The organism is Burkholderia sp. Z1 (genome assembly GCF_014893795.1).
Lineage (GTDB): Bacteria > Pseudomonadota > Gammaproteobacteria > Burkholderiales > Burkholderiaceae > Burkholderia > Burkholderia theae.
On record NZ_JACFYL010000001.1, the window covers coordinates 2,997,492 to 3,018,059 of the forward strand.

The following is a 20,568-nucleotide window of genomic DNA, read 5'->3' on the forward strand; positions in this document are numbered from 1 at the left end:
CTAATGGTGAACGACCGGCGCTCGCGCGATGGCGCGCCGGCGCCGGCGGTATACTCGCGGCCCGTTTTCCGCCGGGCGGCCCGCGGCATCGTCGCAACGATCCCGCCCATCATCATTGCGGACATCGCGAAGCGCTATTGCCCGATTGGCCGATTGTGGCGCGCGCGTCGTCATGGCACGATCGTTCGCAAACATCGTCACGCCGCCGCCCGCCCCTTTTCTGGAGACGCCATGCCCTCGTCCATCCGTTCCTCCGAGCCGCTCGACGTCGATGCGCTGCTCGCCGCGCTGCCGAGCCGCATCGCCGACGTGCCCGCGCGCTGGGCCGCGCAGGCGAGCGCGCACCCGGCGCTGATCGAGGACGCGCGGCGCCTGTCGTACGGCGAGCTGTCGCGGGCCGTCGACGCGGCGGCCGCGCTGCTCGCGGGCGTCGGCGTGCAAGGCGGCGACCGCGTGATGATCGTCGCGGAAAACTGCGTCGCGCAGATCGTGCTGCTGTTCGCGGTCGCCCGCCTCGACGCGTGGGCGCTCGTGTCGAACGCGCGGCTGTCGGCCGGCGAACTCGACGCGATCGCCGCGCACGCGCGTCCGAAGCTGATCGCGTTCGCGACGGACACCTCGCCCGACGCGCGCGCGCATGCGGCACGGCACGGCGCGACGCCCGCCGGCGCGCTGCCGGTCGACATCGGCGCGTGGTCGTATCACGTCGACGCAAGCGCACCGTGCGAAGCGGTGGCGGCCGACGGCGCCGCACAATGCGCGGCGCTGATCTATACGACCGGCACGACGGGCGCGCCGAAAGGCGTGATGCTGTCGCACCGCAACCTGCTGTTCATCGCGGCGACGTCGAGCACGCTGCGCCGCGTGTCGCCGGACGACGTCGTCTACACGGTGCTGCCCGTGTCGCACGTGTACGGGCTCGCATCGGTCTGCCTCGGCAGCCTGTACGCAGGCGCGACGCTGCGGCTCGCCCCGCGCTTCTCGCCGGAAGCCGTGCGCGTCGCGCTCGCCGACGAAGGCGTCACGATCTTCCAGGGCGTGCCCGCGATGCACGCGAAGCTGCTCGAACACCTGCACACGCACGGCCACGCATGGCACGCGCCGCGCCTGCGCTTCGCCTATTCGGGCGGCTCGCCGCTCGACGCGAACCTGAAGGCGCGCGTCGAGCACCTGTACGGCGTGCCGCTGCACAACGGCTACGGGATGACCGAAAGCAGCCCGACGATCACGCAGACGCCGCTCGATGCGCCGCGCGCCGACAGCTCGGTCGGCGTGCCGATTCCGGGCGTGGAGATGCGGATCGTCGCGCCGGACGGCACCGACGTGCCGCCGGGCGAAGTCGGCGAGATCCGCGTGCGCGGGCCGAACGTGATGCTCGGCTACTACCGCAACGCGGACGCGACGCGCGCCGCCGTCTCGCCGGACGGCTGGCTGAGCACCGGCGATCTCGCGCGGCAGGAGGCGGACGGCGCGGTGACGATCGCGGGCCGCAGCAAGGAACTGATCATCCGGTCGGGCTTCAACGTGTATCCGGTCGAAGTCGAACAGGTGCTGAACGCGCATCCGGACGTCGTGCAGGCGGCTGTCATCGGCCGCGCGGTCGAGGGCAACGAGGAAGTGCTCGCGTTCGTCGAGCTGGTGCCCGGCGCGGCGACGGACGAAGCCGCGTTGCACGCATGGTGCGCGGAGCGGCTCGCGCCTTACAAACGCCCTGCGCGAATTCGCGTGCTCGATGCGCTGCCGGCCGCGTCGACGGGCAAGGTGCTGAAGCACAAGCTGCGCGAGCTGGCCTGACGCCGGCCGGCACGGCGCAACGCAGCGCCATGCCGTGCCGGATTCGCGCTAACCGCGCGGGTGGTGTTGCGCGTGCAGCGTCTTCAGCCGTTCGCGCGCGACGTGCGTGTAGATCTGCGTGGTCGAGATGTCGCTGTGGCCGAGCAGCAGCTGCACGACGCGCAGGTCGGCGCCGTGATTCAGCAGGTGCGTCGCGAACGCATGCCGCAGCGTGTGCGGCGACAGGTGCGCGCGCACGTCGGCGTGCTGTGCGTGGCGCTTGATGATGTTCCAGAACTGCTGGCGCGTCATCCCGTCGCCGCGTGCGGTCACGAACAGCGCATCGGCCGCGCGCGCACCGAGCAGCGCCGGCCGCGCGTCGCGCAGGTAGCGCTCGATCCAGCCGTGCGCGACTTCGCCGAACGGCACGAGCCGCTCCTTCGAGCCCTTACCCATCACGCGCACGACACCCTCGTTGAGGCCGACCTCGACGGTCTTCAGCGTCACGAGCTCGCTCACGCGCAGCCCGCTCGCATACATCAGTTCGAGCATCGTGCGATCGCGCAGGCCGAGCGGCGTGCCGATGTCGGGCGCGCCGAGCAGCGCCTCGACCTGCGCTTCCGACAGCGTCGACGGAAACCGCGCCGCCTGTTTCGCGGACGTGATCCGCAGCGTCGGGTCGGCGCTCGCGCGATGCTCGCGCACGGCCCAGCCGTAATAGCGACGGAACACCGACAGCCGCCGGTTCGACGACGTCGCCTTGCCGTCGCTGCGCGCCGCGATGTAGCCCGTCACCATCGCCTCGTCGGCCGAATCGAGCGGCGCATCGTGGGTCGCGGCCAGCCATTGGGAAAACAGCACCAGATCGCGCCGGTACGCGTCGAGCGTGTTGCGCGAGAGCCCGTGCTCGAGCCACAGCGCATCGCAGAACACGTCGATCGACGCGCGGCTCGCGAGCAGTGCGGGTGATGCGGCCGCGGCAGCGCCGTCGGCTTCGGTGGAAATCAGCGGTTCACTCATCAGTACGGCACGCCCTCGTGCGCCAGCAGCCAGCGCTTCACTTTCTGGTAATAGCCGTTGTCGTCGTGGTTCGCGAAGCCGCCGAGGCCGCCCGCCGCGACGACGCGATGGCACGGGATCACGAGCGGAAAGTAGTTCGCGCCGCACGCCTGGCCGACCGCGCGCGGCGCGCTGCCGATCCGCTTCGCGACCTGGCCGTAGGTCAGCACCGTGCCCGGTGGAATATCGCTGATCACGTTCCACACGCGATGCTGGAACGCGCTGCCGACTTCGGCGAGCGGCAGGTCGAAGCGCGCCGACGCACGCTCGAAATAACGTTCGATCTGCTTGACCGCGCGCTTCGCGAGCGGCGAATCCGGATCGACCGACTTCACCGACTCGGGCAGATAAACGATCTCGCGCACCACCGCGGCGTCCGTGCGGATGCCGACCTTGCCGAACGGCGCGTCGATGACTGCATTGAACATGGCCCTCTCCTGACCGATGGATGCGCACGGTACCGCCGCGCGCCGACGACACTTTACGCCGCCTTCACGCGGCACGCAGCGCCCATTCGACATGCTCGCGCACGACCGGCGACGGATCGTCGGCCCGCGCGCGTAGCGCGGCAACGATCGCGTCGCGCGCCTTCGGCGCAAGCCGATCCGCGTCCGCGCGCAGTGCGTTGCCGAGCCCGACCGCGAGATTGCGCAGCCAGCTTTCGTAGCCGATGCGCCGGATCGCGCTGCCCTGCATCCGCGTGTCGAACGCATCGGCGTCCCACGCGAACAGCTCGACGAGCGTCGCACGGTCGAGGCCGTGCCGCACGTCGAAATCGGCGACCGGTGCGGCCTGTGCGAACTTGTTCCACGGGCACACGAGCTGGCAGTCGTCGCAGCCGTACACGCGATTGCCGATCATCGGCCGCAGCGGCTCGGGGATGCTGCCTTTCAGTTCGATCGTCAGGTACGAGATGCAGCGGCGCGCATCGACGCGGTACGGCTCGACGATCGCGCCGGTCGGGCATGCGTCGATGCAGCGCGTGCAGCTGCCGCAATGCGCGCCGGGCGTCTCGGGCGCGGTGTCGGGCGACGTGTGTGCATCGGTCGGCAGCGGAATGTCGACGTAGATCTCGCCGAGGAAGAACAGCGAGCCGGCATCGCGCTGCAGCAGCAGCGTGTGCTTGCCGCGCCAGCCGACGCCGGCCTTCTGCGCGAGCTCGACCTCGAGCACGGGCGCCGAATCGGTGAACACGCGATAACCGAACGCGCCGATCTCGTGCTCGATGCGCTCCGCGAGCGTCTGCAGCCGGTTGCGCAGCACCTTGTGATAGTCGCGGCCGCGCGCATAGATCGACACGACGGCCGCCTGCGGATCGTCGAGCCGCGCCCGTTCGCGCGCGCGCCAGTCGTGCGGCACGAGCGCGCCCGGCTCGCCGTCGGGTGCGGCGGCGGCGAGCGTTTCGGCCGGCAGATAGGCGAGCCGCACGGAAATCACGCGTCGCGTACCGGCCACAAGTTCGGCCGGCCGCGCGCGTTTCATCCCATGTTTCGCCATATAATCCATTTCGCCGTGGTATCCGGCTTCCAGCCAGGCGGCGAGGCCTGCTTCGGCATCCGAGAGATCGGTATCGCTGATGCCGATCGCCCCGAAACCCAATTCGCGCCCCCACGCCCTGATGCGAGCGGCGAGCGCAGTCAACGCCGCATCATCGAGCGCGCACGGCGCCGCGCCTTCGGCTTGAGTCGAAGGCGTGTCGGATGCGGCGAGTTCCGGTAATCGGTTCATCGCACTATTTTACGAGAATGCCAGCCACGTCCCATACGCCTCATGCCACCACGCTGCCTGCCCCGTTCGCGGAGCGCGTGATCGCACTCGCCGACGAAGCGGCGACCGAGGCCTTCGGCACCCGTTTCGCGCACGCGCTCGACGCGGCGCGCGTCGATCTCACCCGCGCACACGCGTTCGACGGGCTGCAGATCCAGCTGGTCGGCGATCTCGGCGCGGGCAAGACGACCCTCGTGCGCGCGATCTTGCGCGGCCTCGGCCACCCGGGACGCGTGCGCAGCCCGACCTATACGCTCGTCGAGCCGTACGCGCTCGAACGCGGCGATGGGGAACTCGAGGTCTATCACTTCGATCTGTATCGATTCAATGATCCGGCCGAATGGTCCGACGCAGGCTTTCGCGAGTATTTCAATTCCAGCGCGATCTGCCTCGTCGAATGGCCGCAACAGGCGGGCGCGCTGCTCGGCGTACCCGATCTGGTCTTCTCGCTCGACGTGGATGGCGACGGCCGTGCCCTCACCGTCCGGGCGTATAGCGCTTCAGGAAAGGCATGTCTCGAAAGATGTTGATCAAACCGTTCCGCTCGATCGAATCGGCGGCCACCGCGACGCACAACTGGCGGCGCCGCCAGATCCTGCGCGCGGGCGCGTCGACGCTGGTGCTCGGTCTCGTCGCGCCGCGGCTCGCGCACGCGTCGTCGGTGCTCGGCGTGCGCGTGTGGCCCGCACGCGATTACACGCGCGTCACGATCGAATCCGACCAGCCGCTGCAGAATAGCCAACAGCTGCTGCAGGGTCCCGACCGTCTCGTCGTCGACCTGAGCGGTCTCGATCTCGACCAGGCGTTGCGCGACCTCGTGTCGAAGATCGCGCCGAACGATCCGCAGATCCAGTCGGTGCGCGTCGGCCAGTATCAGCCGCACGTCGTGCGGATGGTGTTCGACCTGAAAGGCTCGGTGAAGCCGCAGGTGTTCACGCTGCCGCCGGTCGGCACCTACAAGTACCGGCTCGTGTTCGACCTGTATCCGGCCGTCGCGCCCGATCCGCTGACCGACCTGATCGCGCAGACGGAACGCAAGGAGCAGGCGCTCAACGACACGGCGCGCGCGCAGCAGATGCAGCCGCCGACCGCGCTGAACGGGCCGGCCACGCCGCCGCCGAGCGCCGCCGGCGACAACAGCGACGCGTTCTTCCAGCGCTTCGCGCAGAACACGCCGGCCACGCCGCACACCCCGCCCGCCGCCGGCGCGCCCGCGACGCCCGCGAAACCGGCCGTCAAGCCGCCGCCCGTCATCGCGCGCCGCGACGACAGCGACGACGACGGCGACACCTACAAGTTCACCGCGCCGAAATCCGGCAAGGGCGGCACCGTCCGCCTGCTGACGGTCGCGATCGATCCGGGCCACGGCGGCGAGGATCCGGGCGCGATCGGCGGCGGCGGCACGTACGAGAAGCACATCGCGCTCGACATCGCGAAGAAGCTGCGCGCGAAGATCGACGGTGCGCCGAACATGCGCGCGATGATGACGCGCGACGCCGACTTCTTCGTGCCGCTGAACGTGCGCGTGCAGAAGGCGCGCCGCGTGGGTGCCGACCTGTTCGTGTCGATTCACGCGGATGCGTTCACGACACCTTCCGCACGCGGCTCGTCGGTGTTCGCGCTGTCCGATCACGGCGCGACGAGCGCCGCGGCGCGCTGGATGGCCAACAAGGAGAATTCGTCCGACCTGATCGGCGGCATCAACATCAAGACGGCGGACGCGGCCGTGAACCGCGCGCTGTTCGACATGTCGACGACCGCGCAGATCCGCGATTCGCTGCGCTACGGCAACTACGTGCTGAAGGAAGTCGGCGGCATCAACAAGCTGCACAAGGGCTCGGTCGAGCAGGCCGGGTTCGCGGTGCTGAAGGCGCCCGACATTCCATCGATCCTCGTCGAGACCGCGTTCATCAGCAACCCGGAAGAAGAGACCCGGCTCAACGACGACAGCTATCGCGACCAGATGGCCGACGCGATCTTCCGCGGCATCAAGCGCTATTTCGCCGCGAATCCGCCGCTCGCGAAGAACCGGATGGCCTGACGCCTTCCCTGGCCGTCCCTTCCCTGCCGCCGGCACGCAGCGCGTGCCGGCGCGTCACGACGCCGCGAAGCGGCGCATCAGTTTCCCGCCGAACACGTTCACCGCGAGCCCGCCCATCACGAGCGCCGTGCCGATCAACTGCGTGCGCGTCAGATGCTCGTCGAGCAGCAGCGCCGACGACGCGAGCCCGACGATCGGCACCAGCAGCGAGAACTGCGCAACCTGCGCGGCCGGGTAGCGCGACAGCAGGCGGCTCCACAGCCCGTAGCCGAGCAGCGTCGCGACGAACGCGAGATAGACGACCGCGAAGATCGAAGCGCCGTTCAGGCCGGCGAGCGCGGTCGCGATCCGCTGCGGCCCTTCGAACCACAGCGACAGCAGGAAGAACGGCACGGGCGGCACGAGGCTCGCCCACACGACGAGCGACACGAGGTTCGCACGGCCGACCTTCTTCGTGACGATGTTGCCGAACGCCCACATCGCGGCCGAGCAGATCGTCAGCAGAAAGCCCGCGAGCGTCATCGCATGGCCGCCCTGCGCCGCGATCACGACGAGGCCGCCCGCGGCGATCGCGAGCCCGATCAGGTTCTGCACGTGCAGCCGCTCGCCGAGGAACAGCATCGCGAACACGAGCGTGAAGAATGCCTGCGACTGCAGCACGAGCGACGCGAGGCCGGCCGGCATGCCGACGTACATGCCGGTGAACAGGAACACGAACTGGCCGAGCTGGATCGTCGCGCCGTACAGCACCAGCAGGCGCCACGAAATCTGCGGCCGGCGCACGAAGAACACCGCGGGCACGGCCGCGAGCGTGAAGCGCAGCGCGCCGAGCAGCATCGGCGGCATGCCGTGCAGGCCGACCTTGATCACGACGAAGTTCACGCCCCACGCCAGGATCACGACCAGCGCGAGCAGCAAGTCCTTCGGGGCCATCATCGGAGCCTCCTCGATTGTCGAATCATTGTTTTGCAGCCGGTCAGTCTACCGGGTTTCGCCCCCCGGCCCGATACCCGCGCGGCGCGAATGGAATCGCCGGCGGGCGGCTATTACAATGACCGGCATCACCGCCGCCGCCCCCACAGGACCCGCCATGAACGATCCGATCAAAGCCCTGCTGAAGCCGCACGTGCGCGACATCGGCAACCTGCAGGTGCGCCGCACGCTGCCCGCGCTCGCCGCGCGCCTCGTCGGCCCGTTCATCTTCTTCGATCACATGGGGCCCGCCACGCTGCCCGCCGGCACCGGGCTCGACGTGCGCCCGCATCCGCATATCGGGCTCGCCACCGTGACCTACCTGTTCGACGGCGCGATCCTGCACCGCGACAGCCTCGGCTCGCGGCAGGAAATCGTGCCGGGCGACGTGAACTGGATGACGGCCGGCCGCGGGATCGTCCACTCCGAACGCACGCCCGACGCGCTGCGCGCCAGCGGCCACACCGTGCACGGGATCCAGACCTGGGTTGCGCTGCCGCGCGCGCACGAAACCGTCGAGCCTTCGTTCGAGCACCATGCGGCCGATACGCTGCCGAAGCGCGACGAAGACGGCGTGGCGCTGACGGTGATCGCCGGCGACGCATTCGGGCTGCGCTCGCCGGTCACGACGTTCTCGCGCACACTGTATGTCGCGGCCGAATTCGCGGCCGGCGGCCGCATCGAACTCGACGCGTCGCACGAGGAGCGCGCGGTCTACGTGGTCGACGGCGATCTCGCGATCGACGGCACGCCGGTTCCGGCCGAACAGATGGCCGTACTGGCGCCGGGCGCGACGGTCACGCTGACGAGCGCCGGCGGCGCGCGCGCGATGCTGCTCGGCGGCGACAAGATCGACGGCGAGCGCTTCATCGAATGGAATTTCGTCGCGAGCAGCCGCGACGCGATCGCGCGCGCGAAGGACGCCTGGACGCGCCAGGAAATGGGCAAGGTGCCGGGCGAGACCGAGTGGATTCCGCTGCCCGAATCGAAGCCGCGTTGAAAAAACGGCGCGCCGCCCCCATCCTGACCACATTCGAACGAAAGAGAACGACATGGACACCACGCTTGCCACATTCGAGAAAGACGTCATCGAGGCGTCGCTGGACATGCCCGTGCTGGTCGACTTCTGGGCGCCGTGGTGCGGCCCCTGCAAGACGCTCGGCCCGCTGCTGGAAAAGCTCGAAGGCGACTACGAAGGCCGCTGGAAGCTCGTGAAGGTCAACGTCGACGAGAACCAGGAACTCGCCGCGCACTTCCAGACGCGCAGCATTCCGCACGTGATCGCGTTCGCCGACGGGCGCCCGGTCGACCAGTTCGTCGGCGTGCTGCCCGAAGGCCAGTTGCGCGCGTTCCTCGACCGGCTGCTGCCGGCGCCCGAGGAAGCCGAACGGCGCGCGGCGCAATACGCGATGGCCGAGGAGCGTTACGACGACGCGCTCACGCACCTCGAAGCGGCGCTCGCGCTGAACCCCGGCTTCGACGACGCGCGCCTCGACCTGATCGAACTGCTGCTCGCGAGCAACCAGGTCGACGCCGCTCGCGCCGAGACCGAACGCCTGTCGCCGCAGACCGTGCAGGGCGGCGATCCGCGCTACCAGGCGATCAAGACCCGTTTCGACGCGCTCGAAGCAACGGCCGACCTGCCGCCGACCGACGCGCTCGAGGCACGCATCGCGGCGAACCCGGGCGACCTCGACGCGCGCTTCGACCTCGCGCAGAGCCTGATCGCGCGGCGTGCATATGAAGGCGCGCTGGAACAGTTGCTGGAAATCGTGACGCGCGACCGCGCGTACGGCGACGATCTGGGCCGCCGCACGATGATCTCGGTGTTCGAACTGGCCGGCGATCGCCCCGACCTCGTCGCCGGGTGGCGGCGCAGGCTGAGCATGGCGCTCAACTGACGTTCAACTGACACGCGACCGGCCGGGCCTTACGGTCCGGCCGCATCGCTTGCGGCGCATGGCCCGCGCCGCGCCCTCCTTCGATACTCGCGATTCGCGAATCAGCCAGCGGCCTGCGCGGCGATCGCGCGCAACGCATGCGCGGCGGCCGCGAAGCCGAAGCTCGCGGTCACGCACACGCTCGACCCGAATCCCGCGCAGTTGAGCCCCGCGACGTGCGCTGCCGTGGACGGCTCGGCGCCGTCCTCGAGGTCGCATGCGGCCGCTTCCGGATAGATCAGCGGCTCGTCCGAATACACGGCGCTGACCTTGAAACGCGCCTTCGGCCCGCGCGGAAAGCCATGCTGCTTGCGCAACTGCGCACGCACCTTCGACAGCAGCGGATCCTGGATCGTCAGCGCGAGATCGTCGATCCGGATGCGCGTCGGGTCGAGTTGCCCGCCCGCGCCGCCGACCGTGACGAGCGGCTGCCGTTTCTCGACGCACCATGCGATCAGCGCGACCTTCGTGCGCACGCTGTCGATCGCGTCGATCACGTAGTCGAAGCCGCCGCCGAGCAGCGCGTCGAAGTTGTCGGGTTCCGCGAAATCCTCGATCCGGTTCACGCGGCACGCGGGATCGATCAGCGCGATCCGCTCGGCCATCGCGTCGACCTTCGGCTTGCCGTAATTGCCGTCGAGCGCGTGGATCTGCCGGTTCGTATTGCTTTCGGCGACGTTGTCGAGATCGATCAGGGTCAGTGTGCCGATCGCACTGCGTGCGAGCGCCTCGGCGACCCACGACCCGACGCCGCCGATCCCGATCACCGCGACATGCGCACGCTCGAAAGCGGCGGCCGCCGGCGCGCCGTACAGGCGCGCGACGCCGCCAAAGCGCCGCTCGCGATCCACGTCAAGCTGGATTGTCGAGGTCGGGGTAACATCAGAAGAACTGGGCGGGGCAGTATCGGCGGCAGACATGGCAGCAAGGAAAACGTAAGTCGTGCAGCCCTCTATTTTGCCTGAACTCCTCGCTCGCACGCGCCACTGTGCACGCACGTTTCTCGCGCGTTCGCTATACTGGCCCCAGATTGAAGCGTTTGCATAACATGACGACTCTCGCTGATCTCCGCATCAACTATTCACGTGCTTCGCTCGACGAAGCCGATGCCGCCCCCGACCCCTTCGCCCAGTTCGACCGCTGGTTCAAGGAGGCGCTCGCCGCCAAATTGCCCGAGCCGAACACGATGACACTCGCGACCGTCGGCGACGACGGCCGGCCGTCGGCCCGGATCGTGCTCATCAAGGGCGTCGACGAACGCGGGTTCGTCTTTTTCACCAATTACGAAAGCCGCAAGGGGCGCGATCTCGCCGCGCATCCGCAAGCCGCGCTGCTGTTCTACTGGATCGAACTCGAGCGCCAGGTGCGCATCGAAGGCCGGATCGAGAAAACCAGCGCCGAGGAAAGCGACCGCTATTTCGCGTCGCGCCCGCTCGGCTCGCGCATCGGCGCATGGGCGTCCGAGCAGAGCGCCGTGATCGACAGCCGCGCGACGCTCGAAGCGCGCGAAAAGGCCGTCAGCGAACGCTACGGCGATGCCCCGCCGCGCCCGCCGCACTGGGGCGGCTATCGCCTCGTGCCCGACGCGATCGAGTTCTGGCAGGGGCGCCCGTCGCGGCTGCACGACCGTCTGCTCTACACGCGCGACGCCGACGCGTCGGCGGGCTGGACGATCTCGCGCCTGTCGCCGTAAGCGCGGCGCCGGCGCACGCCGGTCGTGTCTCGTGTTGCATCCGGGCGCCCGCTTCGCAAGCGGCGGACGCCGGTCAAGATACTTGGCTGTATTCGATTCAACGAACAAACGGAGAATCCAAATGTTCTGGGAAAAGAAGCTGGCACAGTGGGCGGACGAAGTACGGGCGAAAGCGAACATACCGGCGCGGCTCGTGCTGTGGAACGGCGAACAACTCGATTTCGGCACCTTCAGCGCGCCGCAGGTCACGCTGAAGGTGAACAGCGCGTCGGCGTTGCCGCTCTTGCTCGAACCGAGCCTCGACAATCTCGGCGAGGCGTACGTGAAGGGCAAGATCGACATCGAGGGCAAGCTGTCGGACATCATCAACATCGGCTACTCGCTCGCGCGCAGCACGGTGACGAGCGCGAGCAAGCTCGCGCGCGTGAAGCGCTACTTCACTCACACGAAAAACACCGACAGGAAGGCGATCCAGTACCACTACGACGTCTCGAACGAGTTCTACCGGCTGTGGCTCGACGAGAACATGGTGTACTCGTGCGCGTACTTCGAGAACGGCGACGAGGATCTCGCGACCGCGCAGGCCAAGAAGATCGACCACATCCTGACGAAGATCCAGCTCGAGCCCGGCCAGCGCCTGCTCGACATCGGCTGCGGCTGGGGCGCGCTCGTGCTGCGCGCCGCGCAGAAATTCGGCGCGACGTGTCTCGGCGTGACGCTGTCGCAGAACCAGTTCGATCTCGCGACCGCACGCGTGAAGGCCGCTGGGCTGGAGGACAAGATCGAGATCCGGCTGCAGGATTACCGCGAGATCGACGGCCAGTTCGACCGCATCACGAGCGTCGGGATGTTCGAGCACGTCGGCCGCAAGAACCTGCCGCTCTATTTCTCGCGGGTCCATGACCTGCTCGCCGACGACGGCATCGCGATGAACCACGGGATCACGTCGACCGACGCGGAAAGCGGCGAGACGGCACTCGGCGGCGGCGAGTTCATCGACCGCTACGTGTTCCCGGACGGCGAGCTGCCGCACATCAGCCTCGCGCTCGAAGCGGCGCAGCGCGGCGGCCTGGAAGCGGTTGACGTCGAAAGCCTGCGGCGGCACTATGCGCGCACGCTCGAGATCTGGACGGAGAATTTCGAGGCGAAGGCCGAAGAAGCGCGACAACTCGTCGACGACGAAAAATTCCGCATCTGGCGCGTGTATCTCGCCGGCTGCGCGTATGCGTTCGAGCACGACGACGTGTCGATCTTCCAGATCGTGTGCCGCAAGGCCGGACGCAGCGCGAAAACGCTGCCGTGGTCGCGGCGCTATATGTACGAACACGCGCTGCCGCGCTAGGCGGCGCTTCACGCTGGGCATGCATGGGTGACGGCAGGACGCGGCGCAAGGCGCCACCGGAACGACAGCAACGCGACGACACGGACGGGTCGCACGCCGACGGGCAATTCGACCTGTTCGGCGTGCCGCCCGACGCTGCTCGCGCGTCGCCGCCCGCAAAAGACGACCTCCCTGCCGACGCCGATGAACCCGTGACGTCAGGCACGCCTGACGATGCGCGGCCGGCGCCGCCCGCCCGCGCAACCTCCCGCCCTGCCGACGAAGCACCGCCCGCGTCCTCCGGGCTGCTGTGGGACGAACCGTCCCCGCCCGCAGCGCCGCCGAAGAAAAGCAAGCGCCAGCGCGGCGTGCCGCCCGCGCCGATCGCGGCGGACGTCGCCGACGCAGCGGCCGGCCTGCCGCCGAACGTGCGGCTCGGCACGTCGTCGTGGTACTTCCCCGGCTGGAACGGCATCGTCTACGACGGCGATTTCGCGCAGACAAAGCTGTCGCGCGAAGGGCTCGAAGCGTACGGCGCGCACCCGCTGCTGAAAAGCGTGAGCCTCGACCGGTCGTTCTACGGCCCGCTGTCCGTCGCCGACTACCTGCGCTACGCGCAGCAGGTGCCCGACGACTTCCGCTTCGTCGTGAAGGCGCCGGCCTCGGTGACCGACGCGGTCGTGCGCGGTCGACGCGGCGAGCCGTCGGGGCCAAACCCGACCTTCCTCGACGCGCAGCTCGCCACCCGCGAATTCGTCCAGCCATGCATCGAAGGGCTCGGCCGGAAAGCCGGTGTGCTCGTATTTCAGTTTTCGCCGCTGCCCGACCAGCTACTCGCCGAACCGGCCGCGCTGATCGACCGGCTGGCCGCGTTCTTCGCGGCGCTGCCGCCGCTGTCGCCGGAAGCCGATGGCCCGCGCTACGCAATCGAGATCCGCGATGCGAGCCTGCTCACGCCGCGTTTCATCCGCGCGCTCGCGTCACTCGGCGTGCGCTACTGCGTCGGCCTGCACGCGCGGATGCCCGACCCGCTGCGCCAGGCCGCCGCGCTCGCGCTGCTCGACGGCGACGCGCCGGGCCCGCTGATCGTGCGCTGGAGCCTGCACGGCGGCTTCAAGTACGAACAGGCGAAAGCGAAGTACGAACCGTTCGACAAGCTCGTCGACGAGGATCCGGCCACGCGCTCGGCGCTCGCCGAACTGGCCGCGCGTTATGCGCTGGCCGGGCAGCCGGTGATCATCACGATCAACAACAAGGCGGAAGGCTCCGCGCCGCTGTCGTGCATCGCGCTCGCGCGCGAGATCGCCGCCGCGTGCGCGCAGTGGCGCAACGAGGCGGCGTAACGCCGGTTCCTGCCGTTCAAATGCTCACGCGCCGCGCAGCGACTTCAGCCGGTGCGAGAACTTCTGCCGGAATTTCGCGAGCTTCGGCCCGATCACGACCGAGCAGTAGCCCTGCCCCGGATTGCGCGCGTAATAGTTCTGGTGATAGTCCTCGGCCGGCCAGTAGTTGCCGTCGAGCGGCACGACCTGCGTGACGATCGGCTGCCCGAACACCTGCTCGCGTTCCAGCTCGCGGATCACGTCGAGCGCGGTGTCGCGCTGCGCGTCCGAATGCGTGAACACGACCGACCGGTATTGCGTGCCGACGTCGTTGCCCTGCCGGTTCAGCTGGGTCGGATCGTGCGTCGCGAAGAAGATCTCGAGAATCTCGCGATAACCGATGCGCGCCGGATCGAACGTCACGTTGACGACTTCCGCGTGACCCGTGTCGCCTTCGCAGATGTCGCGATAGCCGGGATTGCGCGTATGGCCGCCCGCGTAGCCCGACTGGACGGCCGTCACGCCGTCGACGTCGAGAAACACGGCCTCCGTGCACCAGAAACACCCGCCTCCCAACGTCGCGGTTTCAAGCATCTCGTTCACCATGAAATCAAACCCTCGTTGATGACGGCGGCCGGCCTGCATGCACCGGCGCCACCGGTCCGTCTCGCCGCTGCCCGTCCTTTAGGCGGGACGACGCGGCACCTCGGCAAGTATCTCACTCGCACGCGAACCTGGCAGATTGCCCAGGTGCCGCGCGCGACCCGCCGCCCGCTTTCTCGTCTACACTTAGCCACGCGTGCGCGGCGGCAAACCCGCCGCCTCGCGCAAAGCGCCCGATGCGTGCCCGACCCTGATGCAAACATCATCTGCCGGAACATCGATATGCATGTGTTAACAGACATCGCCCGCGTCACTCGCCCGGCCGTCGCCGCGTCGCGGGCCACCGCTTCGACTGTGCCATCCCCTTGCCGTGCATCCGTCCCGCCCCGCGCGCGGCGATCCGGCACACCGCCTTTATCCGCTTTCACGATCTGATGCACGGCGCCGCGCGTGTCATCGACGCGCGCATCCGCCTGCCGATCGCTCCCGCCGGCGTGATTCGCGCCGCGCGGCAACCCCGACCCGCACGCCCGCATCGTACGGCCGTGCGTTCATGATCCGATACCACTGAGAGGGCATTACCATGAGCATGCGGCCTGACCCGACGTTTCACGCTTCGCCGGAGCTTGCGATGCAGGCGCCGGCGGAAGAATTTGCCTATACGTTGTTGCTGAGCCCCGATTTTTCCAGACCCGACGCACTCGCCGTGATCGACGTGAAGCCCGGCTCGTCGACCTACGGAAAGATCGTGCATACGGTGACGATGCCGAACACCGGCGACGAGTTTCACCACTTCGGCTGGAATGCGTGTTCGTCTTCGCTGTCGCCGCTGACCGGCCATGCGTTCCTCGAACGCCGCTTCCTGATCATCCCCGGCCTGCGCTCGTCGCGCATCTACGTGATCGACACGAAGCCGCACCCGACGCAGGCACGTATCCACAAGATCATCGAGCCCGACGAGATCTTCGCGAAGACCGGTTATTCGCGGCCGCACACCGTTCACTGCGGCCCCGAGGGCATCTACGTGAGCACGCTCGGCGGCGCGGGCAAGGACGGCACCGCCGGCGCGCCCGGCATCTTCATCATGGATTGCGAAACCTTCGACGTGCTCGGCCGCTGGGAGATCGACCGCGGCCCGCAGGACAAGCATTACGACTTCTGGTGGAACCTGCCGCGCGACTACATGGTGTCGAGCGAATGGGCGTTGCCGCCGCAATTCGAGAACGGCATCGTGCCCGAGGACCTGCTCGCGAACAAATACGGGCACCGGCTGCATTTCTGGGACCTGCGCGCGCGGCGCAACGTGCAGACGATCGATCTGGGCGCGCATCACCAGATGGCGCTCGAGGTACGGCCCGCGCACGACCCGGCGCGCGAATACGGGTTCGTCGGCGTCGTGGTCGACACGACGACTCTCGAAGGCTCGATCTGGACCTGGTGGCGCGAGGACGGCAAATTCCACGTGAAGAAGACGGCGACGATCCCGCCCGAGCCGGCCGCGGCCGACGAACTGCCGCCGCTCCTGAAAGCGTTCGGCGCGGTGCCGCCGCTCGTGACCGACATCGACCTGTCGCTCGACGACCGCTTCCTCTACGTGTCGTGCTGGGGCACCGGCGAGATGCGCCAGTACGACGTGTCGGACCCGCACAACCCGGTGCTCGTAGGGTCGGTGCGGATCGGCGGGATCGTGCGACGCGCGCCGCACACGAACGGCCGTACGTTCGCGGGCGGCCCGCAGATGGTCGAGATCAGCCGCGACGGACGGCGCGTGTACTGGACCAACTCGCTCTATTCGACGTGGGACGACCAGTTCTATCCGGACGGCGTGCCGGGCGCGCAAGTGCTCGCGCACGTGGGGCCGGAAGGTGGGCTGACGCTCGCGGACGACTACTGGGTCGAGTTCCCCGACGGCTATCGCGCGCACCAGATCCGGCTCGAAGGCGGCGACTGCTCGACCGACTCGTTCTGCTATCCGTCGGTCAAGCGTTGAACACCGGTCTTCACGCCCAGTTCGCGCTGTGGGCGGCCGTGCTCGCGAGCGGCATCTATCACGGGCTCAACCCCGCGATGGGCTGGCCGCTCGCGGTGTCGAACGCGCTGATGACGCGCCGCCGCGGCGCGCTCGTCGCGGCGCTCGGCTATCTCGCGCTCGGCCATGTACTCGCGGTATTCGCGGTGATGCTGCCGTTCGGGCTGCTCGCCGCGCTGCTCGCGTGGCAGTCGGCGATCCGGATCGGCGCGAGCGCGCTCGTGATCGGCTTCGGCGCCGTGCTGCTGATCCGGCGCCGGCATCCGCGTGCGCTCGCACGGATCCCGCCCGCGCGGCTCGGCCTGTGGTCGTTCGCGGTCGCGCTCGCGCACGGCGCGGGGCTGATGCTGGTGCCGATCTACCTCGGGCTCTGCGGGCTCGACAGGGACGCCGGCCACCGGGCGGCGGCCACGCTCGTCGATGCGCATCTCGGGATGGCGCTCGTCGTCGCGGCCGTGCATGCGGCCGCGATGATCGCCGCCGGCGGCGGGCTCGCGTGGCTCGTGTACCGCTATCTCGGGCTGAAGTTCGTGTCGCGGAGCTGGTTCAATCTCGATGCTGTGTGGGCATCGAGCCTGATCGTGACGGGCGCGCTGTCGCTCGGGTTCGCGGCGGCACGATAGCGCGGGCGGGCTCGATGACTGGCACGGCGAATCGGCGGATGAGCGGACACGCAGATGGAGGGGCCGACAGCATGGCACGAAAACGCGTCAGGACGGCCGTGCCGATCCGCCCGCCGTCGCGAACGCGGTATCGCGCCGCAGTGTTCGCTACGCCACCCTGGACCTGCAATGCGCCGCCTGGCCGGGCCCGGCGGCCCCGATTCCGCTAAAATCGGGCCATGCGCACCACTTCCCAATCGACTGCCTTGTCGCCTTCCGTCCGCCGCGCCTGCCGCACCCGCGTCGCGCCGCGCCCGCCCGTTTCGTTCCGGATGGCCGCCCGATGACCCGCGCCAACCCGCCGGATTTCGACACGGCCGCCTTCCGCCAGGCGCTCGGCCAGTTCGCGACGGGCGTGACGGTGATCACGACGCGCGCACCGTCCGGGCAGCTGATCGGCATCACCGCCAGCTCGTTCAACTCGGTATCGCTCGATCCGCCGCTGGTGCTGTGGAGCCTCGCGCACAAATCGGCGTCGACGCCCGTATTCCGCGGCAACAGCCATTACGTGGTGAACGTGCTCGCGGCATCGCAGCTCGACCTGTGCAAGCGCTTCTCGACCTACAAGGGCGATCGCTTCGAAGGGATCGCGCATGCGGCCGGCAACTCGGGGATGCCCGTGCTCGACGGCGCACTCGCGTGGTTCGAGTGCCACAACCGCAGCCGCTATGACGAAGGCGATCACGTGATCTTCGTCGGCGAAGTGGAACGCTGCGGCGTGCGGGCCGCATCGGATACGACACCGCCGCTCGTGTTCCACGGCGGCGGCTTCCACGGCCTTACACGGCTTTGATCGCGCCCGTGCGCGCCAGCCCGACCGGCGCGCCGGCTTCATCCTTCAGCGTCTGCAGCACGATGTTCGAGCGGATGTCCATCACGCCCGGCGCCTTGTAGAGCCGGTTCAGCACGAAATCCGAATAGTGCTTGAGGTTGTGCGCGAGCACGCGCAGCAGATAGTGGCTCTCGCCCGTGACGACGAACGCGCCGACCACCTCCGGCCATTCGCGCAGCGCTTCCGCGAAGCGCTCGTGCCACTGGTTTTCCTCGTTGCGCATCGATACCTGCACGAATGCCTCGAGCTCGAAGCCGAGCTTCTCGCGGCTCAGGCACGCGCGGTAGTGCTCGATCACGCCCTGCTCCTCGAGCAGGCGCATGCGGCGCAGGCAGGCGGATGGCGAAAGCGAAATCCGTTCCGCCAGGTCGAGATTGCTGATTCTGCCCTCCTCCTGCAGTACCGCCAGAATCCGGCAGTCGGTGGCATCGAGCGTGATCGCGTGCATTTTTGGTCCCCGTTTTCCCTCTGAGTCGAATTATCTGCCAATCCGGCGGATTGTCCATGTTTATTTCGCAAGCACTTTCTGCGAGCGTCCACCTATCATTCGAAGCATCGACTCACCGCTTCGTCATGCCATGGACACACTCTGGGACATCTCTCCGCCTGTCAGCCCCGCCACTCCCGTGTGGCCGGGCGATACGCCAGTTTCCGTCGAACGCGTGTGGCGGATGGAGGCCGGCTCGCCGGTCAACGTCGCGCGCCTGACGCTGTCGCCCCACACGGGCGCGCACTGCGACGCGCCGCTGCACTACGACGCCGACGGCGCGCCGATCGGCGCCGTGCCGCTCGACACCTACCTCGGCCCGTGCCGCGTGATCCATTGCATCGGCGCGTCGCCCGTCGTGCAGCCGGCCGACATCGCGGCCGCGCTCGACGGTGTGCCGCCACGCGTGCTGCTGCGCACCTGTGTGCAAGCGCCGGTCGCGCAATGGGACCCCGGTTTCTGCGCCGTCGCGCCCGACACGATCGACCTGCTCGCCGCGCGCGGCGTGAAGCTGATCGGCATCGATACGCCGTCGCTCGACCCGCAGGAATCGAAGACGATGGACGCGCATCATCGCGTGCGTGCGCACCGGATGGCGATCCTCGAAGGCATCGTGCTCGACGACGTGCCGCCCGGCGACTACGAACTGATCGCGCTGCCGCTGAAGTTCACGACGCTCGACGCGAGCCCGGTGCGCGCGGTGCTGCGCGCGCTGCCCGTGCGTTCCTCCTGATTACCCCGACCTACGACCCCACATCATGATCAAGACCCGTGAAGACGCGCTCGCGCTCGACCGCGACGACCCGCTCGCCCCGCTGCGCGACCAGTTCGCCCTGCCCGAAGGCGTGATCTACCTCGACGGCAATTCGCTCGGCGCGCAGCCGCGCGAATCGGCCGCCCGCGCGCAGCAGGTGATCGGCGCCGAATGGGGCGAAGGCCTGATCCGCAGCTGGAACACGGCCGGCTGGTTCGCGCTGCCGCGCCGGCTCGGCGACAAGCTCGCGACGCTGATCGGCGGCGCAGCCGGCGAAACGGTCGTGACCGACACCATCTCGATCAACCTGTTCAAGCTGCTGTCGGCGATGGTGCGCCACCAGGCCGAGCGCGCGCCCGAGCGCCGCGTGATCGTGTCGGAACGCTCGAACTTCCCGACCGACCTGTATATCGCGCAGGGGCTGATCGAACAGCTCGGCGGCGACTACGAACTGCGCCTGATCGACGATCCGGCCGACCTGCCCGATGCGCTCGGCGCGGACACGGCCGTCGCGATGATCACGCACGTGAACTACCGCACCGGCTACATGCACGACATGCCGGCCGTCACGCAGCTCGTGCACGACGCGGGCGCGCTGATGCTGTGGGATCTCGCGCACTCGGCCGGCGCGGTGCCGGTCGACCTGAACGGCGCGCGCGCGGACGGCGCGGTCGGCTGCACGTACAAGTACCTGAACGGCGGCCCCGGTTCGCCCGCGTTCGTGTGGGTGCCGCAGCGCCATCACGCGCATTTCTCGCAGCCGCTGTCCGGCTGGTGGGGCCACCGCGCGCCGTTCGCGATGCAGCCGGGCTTCGCGCCCGATCCGGGCATCGCGCGCTTCCTGTGCGGCACGCAGCCGATCGTGTCGATGTCGATGGTCGAATGCGGGCTCGACGTGTTCCTGCAGACCGACATGCACACGATCCGCCGCAAGTCGCTCGCGCTGACCGATGCGTTCATCGCGCTCGTCGAGTCGCGCTGTGCAGGCCTGTCGCTGAAGCTCGTCACGCCGCGCTCGCATCACCAGCGCGGCTCGCAGGCGAGCTTCGAGCATCCGCACGGCTACGAGGTGATGCAGGCGCTGATCGCGCGCGGCGTGATCGGCGACTACCGCGAGCCGTACGTGCTGCGCTTCGGCTTCACGCCGCTCTATACGCGCTTCGCCGACGTGTGGGATGCCGTCGAGACGCTGCGCGACATCCTGGCCACCGAAGCGTGGAAGGCGCCCGAGTTCGCCGAGCGCGGCGCGGTGACCTGACCGGCTCTGCCCGGCGCGCGCCGCACTGACGTGCGGATGACGCGCCGCGCCCCCG

20 protein-coding genes are annotated in these 20,568 nt (G+C 68.7%); 13 read left to right on the plus strand and 7 right to left on the minus strand.

Annotation, left to right across the window (positions count from 1 at the left end):
- The first annotated feature begins 231 nt into the window (after positions 1–231).
- Complete coding sequence (locus H3H55_RS13940; RefSeq protein ID WP_193098921.1) at positions 232–1,794, plus strand: class I adenylate-forming enzyme family protein; 1,563 nt, start codon at positions 232–234, stop codon at positions 1,792–1,794.
- A 48-nt stretch (positions 1,795–1,842) separates the two neighbouring features.
- Here the strand turns inward: H3H55_RS13940 and xerD are convergent, their stop codons facing one another.
- The 3 genes from xerD to queG form a co-directional block, all read right to left on the minus strand.
- Positions 1,843–2,793, minus strand: coding sequence for a site-specific tyrosine recombinase XerD (xerD, locus tag H3H55_RS13945; protein WP_193098922.1), 951 nt, complete (start codon positions 2,791–2,793; stop codon positions 1,843–1,845).
- Entirely contained in the window at positions 2,793–3,260 is a 468-nt protein-coding gene (locus tag H3H55_RS13950; RefSeq protein ID WP_048245171.1) for a methylated-DNA--[protein]-cysteine S-methyltransferase, read from the minus strand. Before H3H55_RS13950 ends, xerD begins: the two co-directional genes overlap by 1 nt.
- Positions 3,261–3,324: 64 nt before the next feature.
- Entirely contained in the window at positions 3,325–4,560 is a 1,236-nt protein-coding gene (queG, locus tag H3H55_RS13955; protein ID WP_193098923.1) for a tRNA epoxyqueuosine(34) reductase QueG, read from the minus strand.
- 17 nt (positions 4,561–4,577) lie between these two features.
- On the opposite strand from queG, the gene tsaE reads away from it, so the two are divergent.
- Positions 4,578–5,129, plus strand: coding sequence for a tRNA (adenosine(37)-N6)-threonylcarbamoyltransferase complex ATPase subunit type 1 TsaE (tsaE, locus tag H3H55_RS13960; RefSeq protein WP_193098924.1), 552 nt, complete (start codon positions 4,578–4,580; stop codon positions 5,127–5,129).
- Positions 5,111–6,640 (plus strand): N-acetylmuramoyl-L-alanine amidase, encoded by a 1,530-nt coding sequence (locus H3H55_RS13965; protein ID WP_129512822.1) that lies wholly within the window; start codon positions 5,111–5,113, stop codon positions 6,638–6,640. The genes tsaE and H3H55_RS13965 overlap by 19 nt, the downstream gene beginning before the upstream one ends.
- A 54-nt stretch (positions 6,641–6,694) precedes the next feature.
- Here the strand turns inward: H3H55_RS13965 and H3H55_RS13970 are convergent, their stop codons facing one another.
- Positions 6,695–7,573 (minus strand): EamA family transporter, encoded by an 879-nt coding sequence (locus H3H55_RS13970; protein WP_193099496.1) that lies wholly within the window; start codon positions 7,571–7,573, stop codon positions 6,695–6,697.
- A gap of 157 nt (positions 7,574–7,730) precedes the next feature.
- Between H3H55_RS13970 and H3H55_RS13975 the strand changes: the two genes are divergently transcribed.
- Complete coding sequence (locus H3H55_RS13975; RefSeq protein WP_193098925.1) at positions 7,731–8,612, plus strand: pirin family protein; 882 nt, start codon at positions 7,731–7,733, stop codon at positions 8,610–8,612.
- A 52-nt stretch (positions 8,613–8,664) separates the two neighbouring features.
- Positions 8,665–9,513, plus strand: a complete 849-nt coding sequence (gene trxA / locus H3H55_RS13980; RefSeq protein ID WP_193098926.1) for a thioredoxin — start codon at positions 8,665–8,667, stop codon at positions 9,511–9,513.
- A gap of 101 nt (positions 9,514–9,614) precedes the next feature.
- Here trxA and tcdA read toward each other — a convergent pair whose 3' ends face one another.
- Positions 9,615–10,472, minus strand: a complete 858-nt coding sequence (tcdA, locus tag H3H55_RS13985) for a tRNA cyclic N6-threonylcarbamoyladenosine(37) synthase TcdA (protein WP_193098927.1) — start codon at positions 10,470–10,472, stop codon at positions 9,615–9,617.
- A 128-nt stretch (positions 10,473–10,600) separates the two neighbouring features.
- Between tcdA and pdxH the strand changes: the two genes are divergently transcribed.
- The 3 genes from pdxH to H3H55_RS14000 all read left to right on the plus strand — a co-directional run bounded on the left by pdxH (position 10,601) and on the right by H3H55_RS14000 (position 13,909).
- Entirely contained in the window at positions 10,601–11,245 is a 645-nt protein-coding gene (gene pdxH, locus H3H55_RS13990) for a pyridoxamine 5'-phosphate oxidase (protein WP_193098928.1), read from the plus strand.
- Between the two features lie 121 nt (positions 11,246–11,366).
- A complete protein-coding gene (locus H3H55_RS13995; protein WP_193098929.1) occupies positions 11,367–12,587 on the plus strand; it encodes an SAM-dependent methyltransferase in 1,221 nt (406 codons plus the stop codon).
- A gap of 23 nt (positions 12,588–12,610) precedes the next feature.
- Positions 12,611–13,909 (plus strand): DUF72 domain-containing protein, encoded by a 1,299-nt coding sequence (locus H3H55_RS14000; RefSeq protein ID WP_193098930.1) that lies wholly within the window; start codon positions 12,611–12,613, stop codon positions 13,907–13,909.
- A gap of 24 nt (positions 13,910–13,933) precedes the next feature.
- Here the strand turns inward: H3H55_RS14000 and msrA are convergent, their stop codons facing one another.
- The gene (gene msrA / locus H3H55_RS14005; RefSeq protein ID WP_041492935.1) at positions 13,934–14,494 is read right to left on the minus strand and encodes a peptide-methionine (S)-S-oxide reductase MsrA; all 561 of its coding nucleotides are present in this window, start codon (positions 14,492–14,494) and stop codon (positions 13,934–13,936) included.
- A 580-nt stretch (positions 14,495–15,074) separates the two neighbouring features.
- On the opposite strand from msrA, the gene H3H55_RS14010 reads away from it, so the two are divergent.
- The 3 genes from H3H55_RS14010 (at position 15,075) to H3H55_RS14020 (ending at position 17,975) form a co-directional block, all read left to right on the plus strand.
- Positions 15,075–16,481, plus strand: a complete 1,407-nt coding sequence (locus tag H3H55_RS14010; protein ID WP_193098931.1) for a selenium-binding family protein — start codon at positions 15,075–15,077, stop codon at positions 16,479–16,481.
- Positions 16,478–17,143 (plus strand): hypothetical protein, encoded by a 666-nt coding sequence (locus tag H3H55_RS14015; RefSeq protein WP_193098932.1) that lies wholly within the window; start codon positions 16,478–16,480, stop codon positions 17,141–17,143. The genes H3H55_RS14010 and H3H55_RS14015 overlap by 4 nt, the downstream gene beginning before the upstream one ends.
- A 322-nt stretch (positions 17,144–17,465) precedes the next feature.
- Positions 17,466–17,975 carry a flavin reductase family protein gene (locus H3H55_RS14020; RefSeq protein ID WP_129512833.1) on the plus strand — a complete coding sequence of 170 codons (510 nt, stop codon included), beginning with the start codon at positions 17,466–17,468 and terminating at the stop codon, positions 17,973–17,975.
- Here H3H55_RS14020 and H3H55_RS14025 read toward each other — a convergent pair.
- The gene (locus H3H55_RS14025) at positions 17,962–18,462 is read right to left on the minus strand and encodes an Lrp/AsnC family transcriptional regulator (RefSeq protein WP_006477992.1); all 501 of its coding nucleotides are present in this window, start codon (positions 18,460–18,462) and stop codon (positions 17,962–17,964) included. The genes H3H55_RS14020 and H3H55_RS14025 overlap by 14 nt on opposite strands.
- Positions 18,463–18,592: 130 nt before the next feature.
- Between H3H55_RS14025 and kynB the strand changes: the two genes are divergently transcribed.
- Both kynB and kynU read left to right on the plus strand, forming a co-directional pair.
- Positions 18,593–19,234 (plus strand): arylformamidase, encoded by a 642-nt coding sequence (gene kynB / locus H3H55_RS14030; RefSeq protein WP_193098933.1) that lies wholly within the window; start codon positions 18,593–18,595, stop codon positions 19,232–19,234.
- Between the two features lie 25 nt (positions 19,235–19,259).
- Positions 19,260–20,513, plus strand: a complete 1,254-nt coding sequence (gene kynU / locus H3H55_RS14035) for a kynureninase (protein ID WP_226800041.1) — start codon at positions 19,260–19,262, stop codon at positions 20,511–20,513.
- The last annotated feature ends 55 nt before the right edge of the window (positions 20,514–20,568 follow it).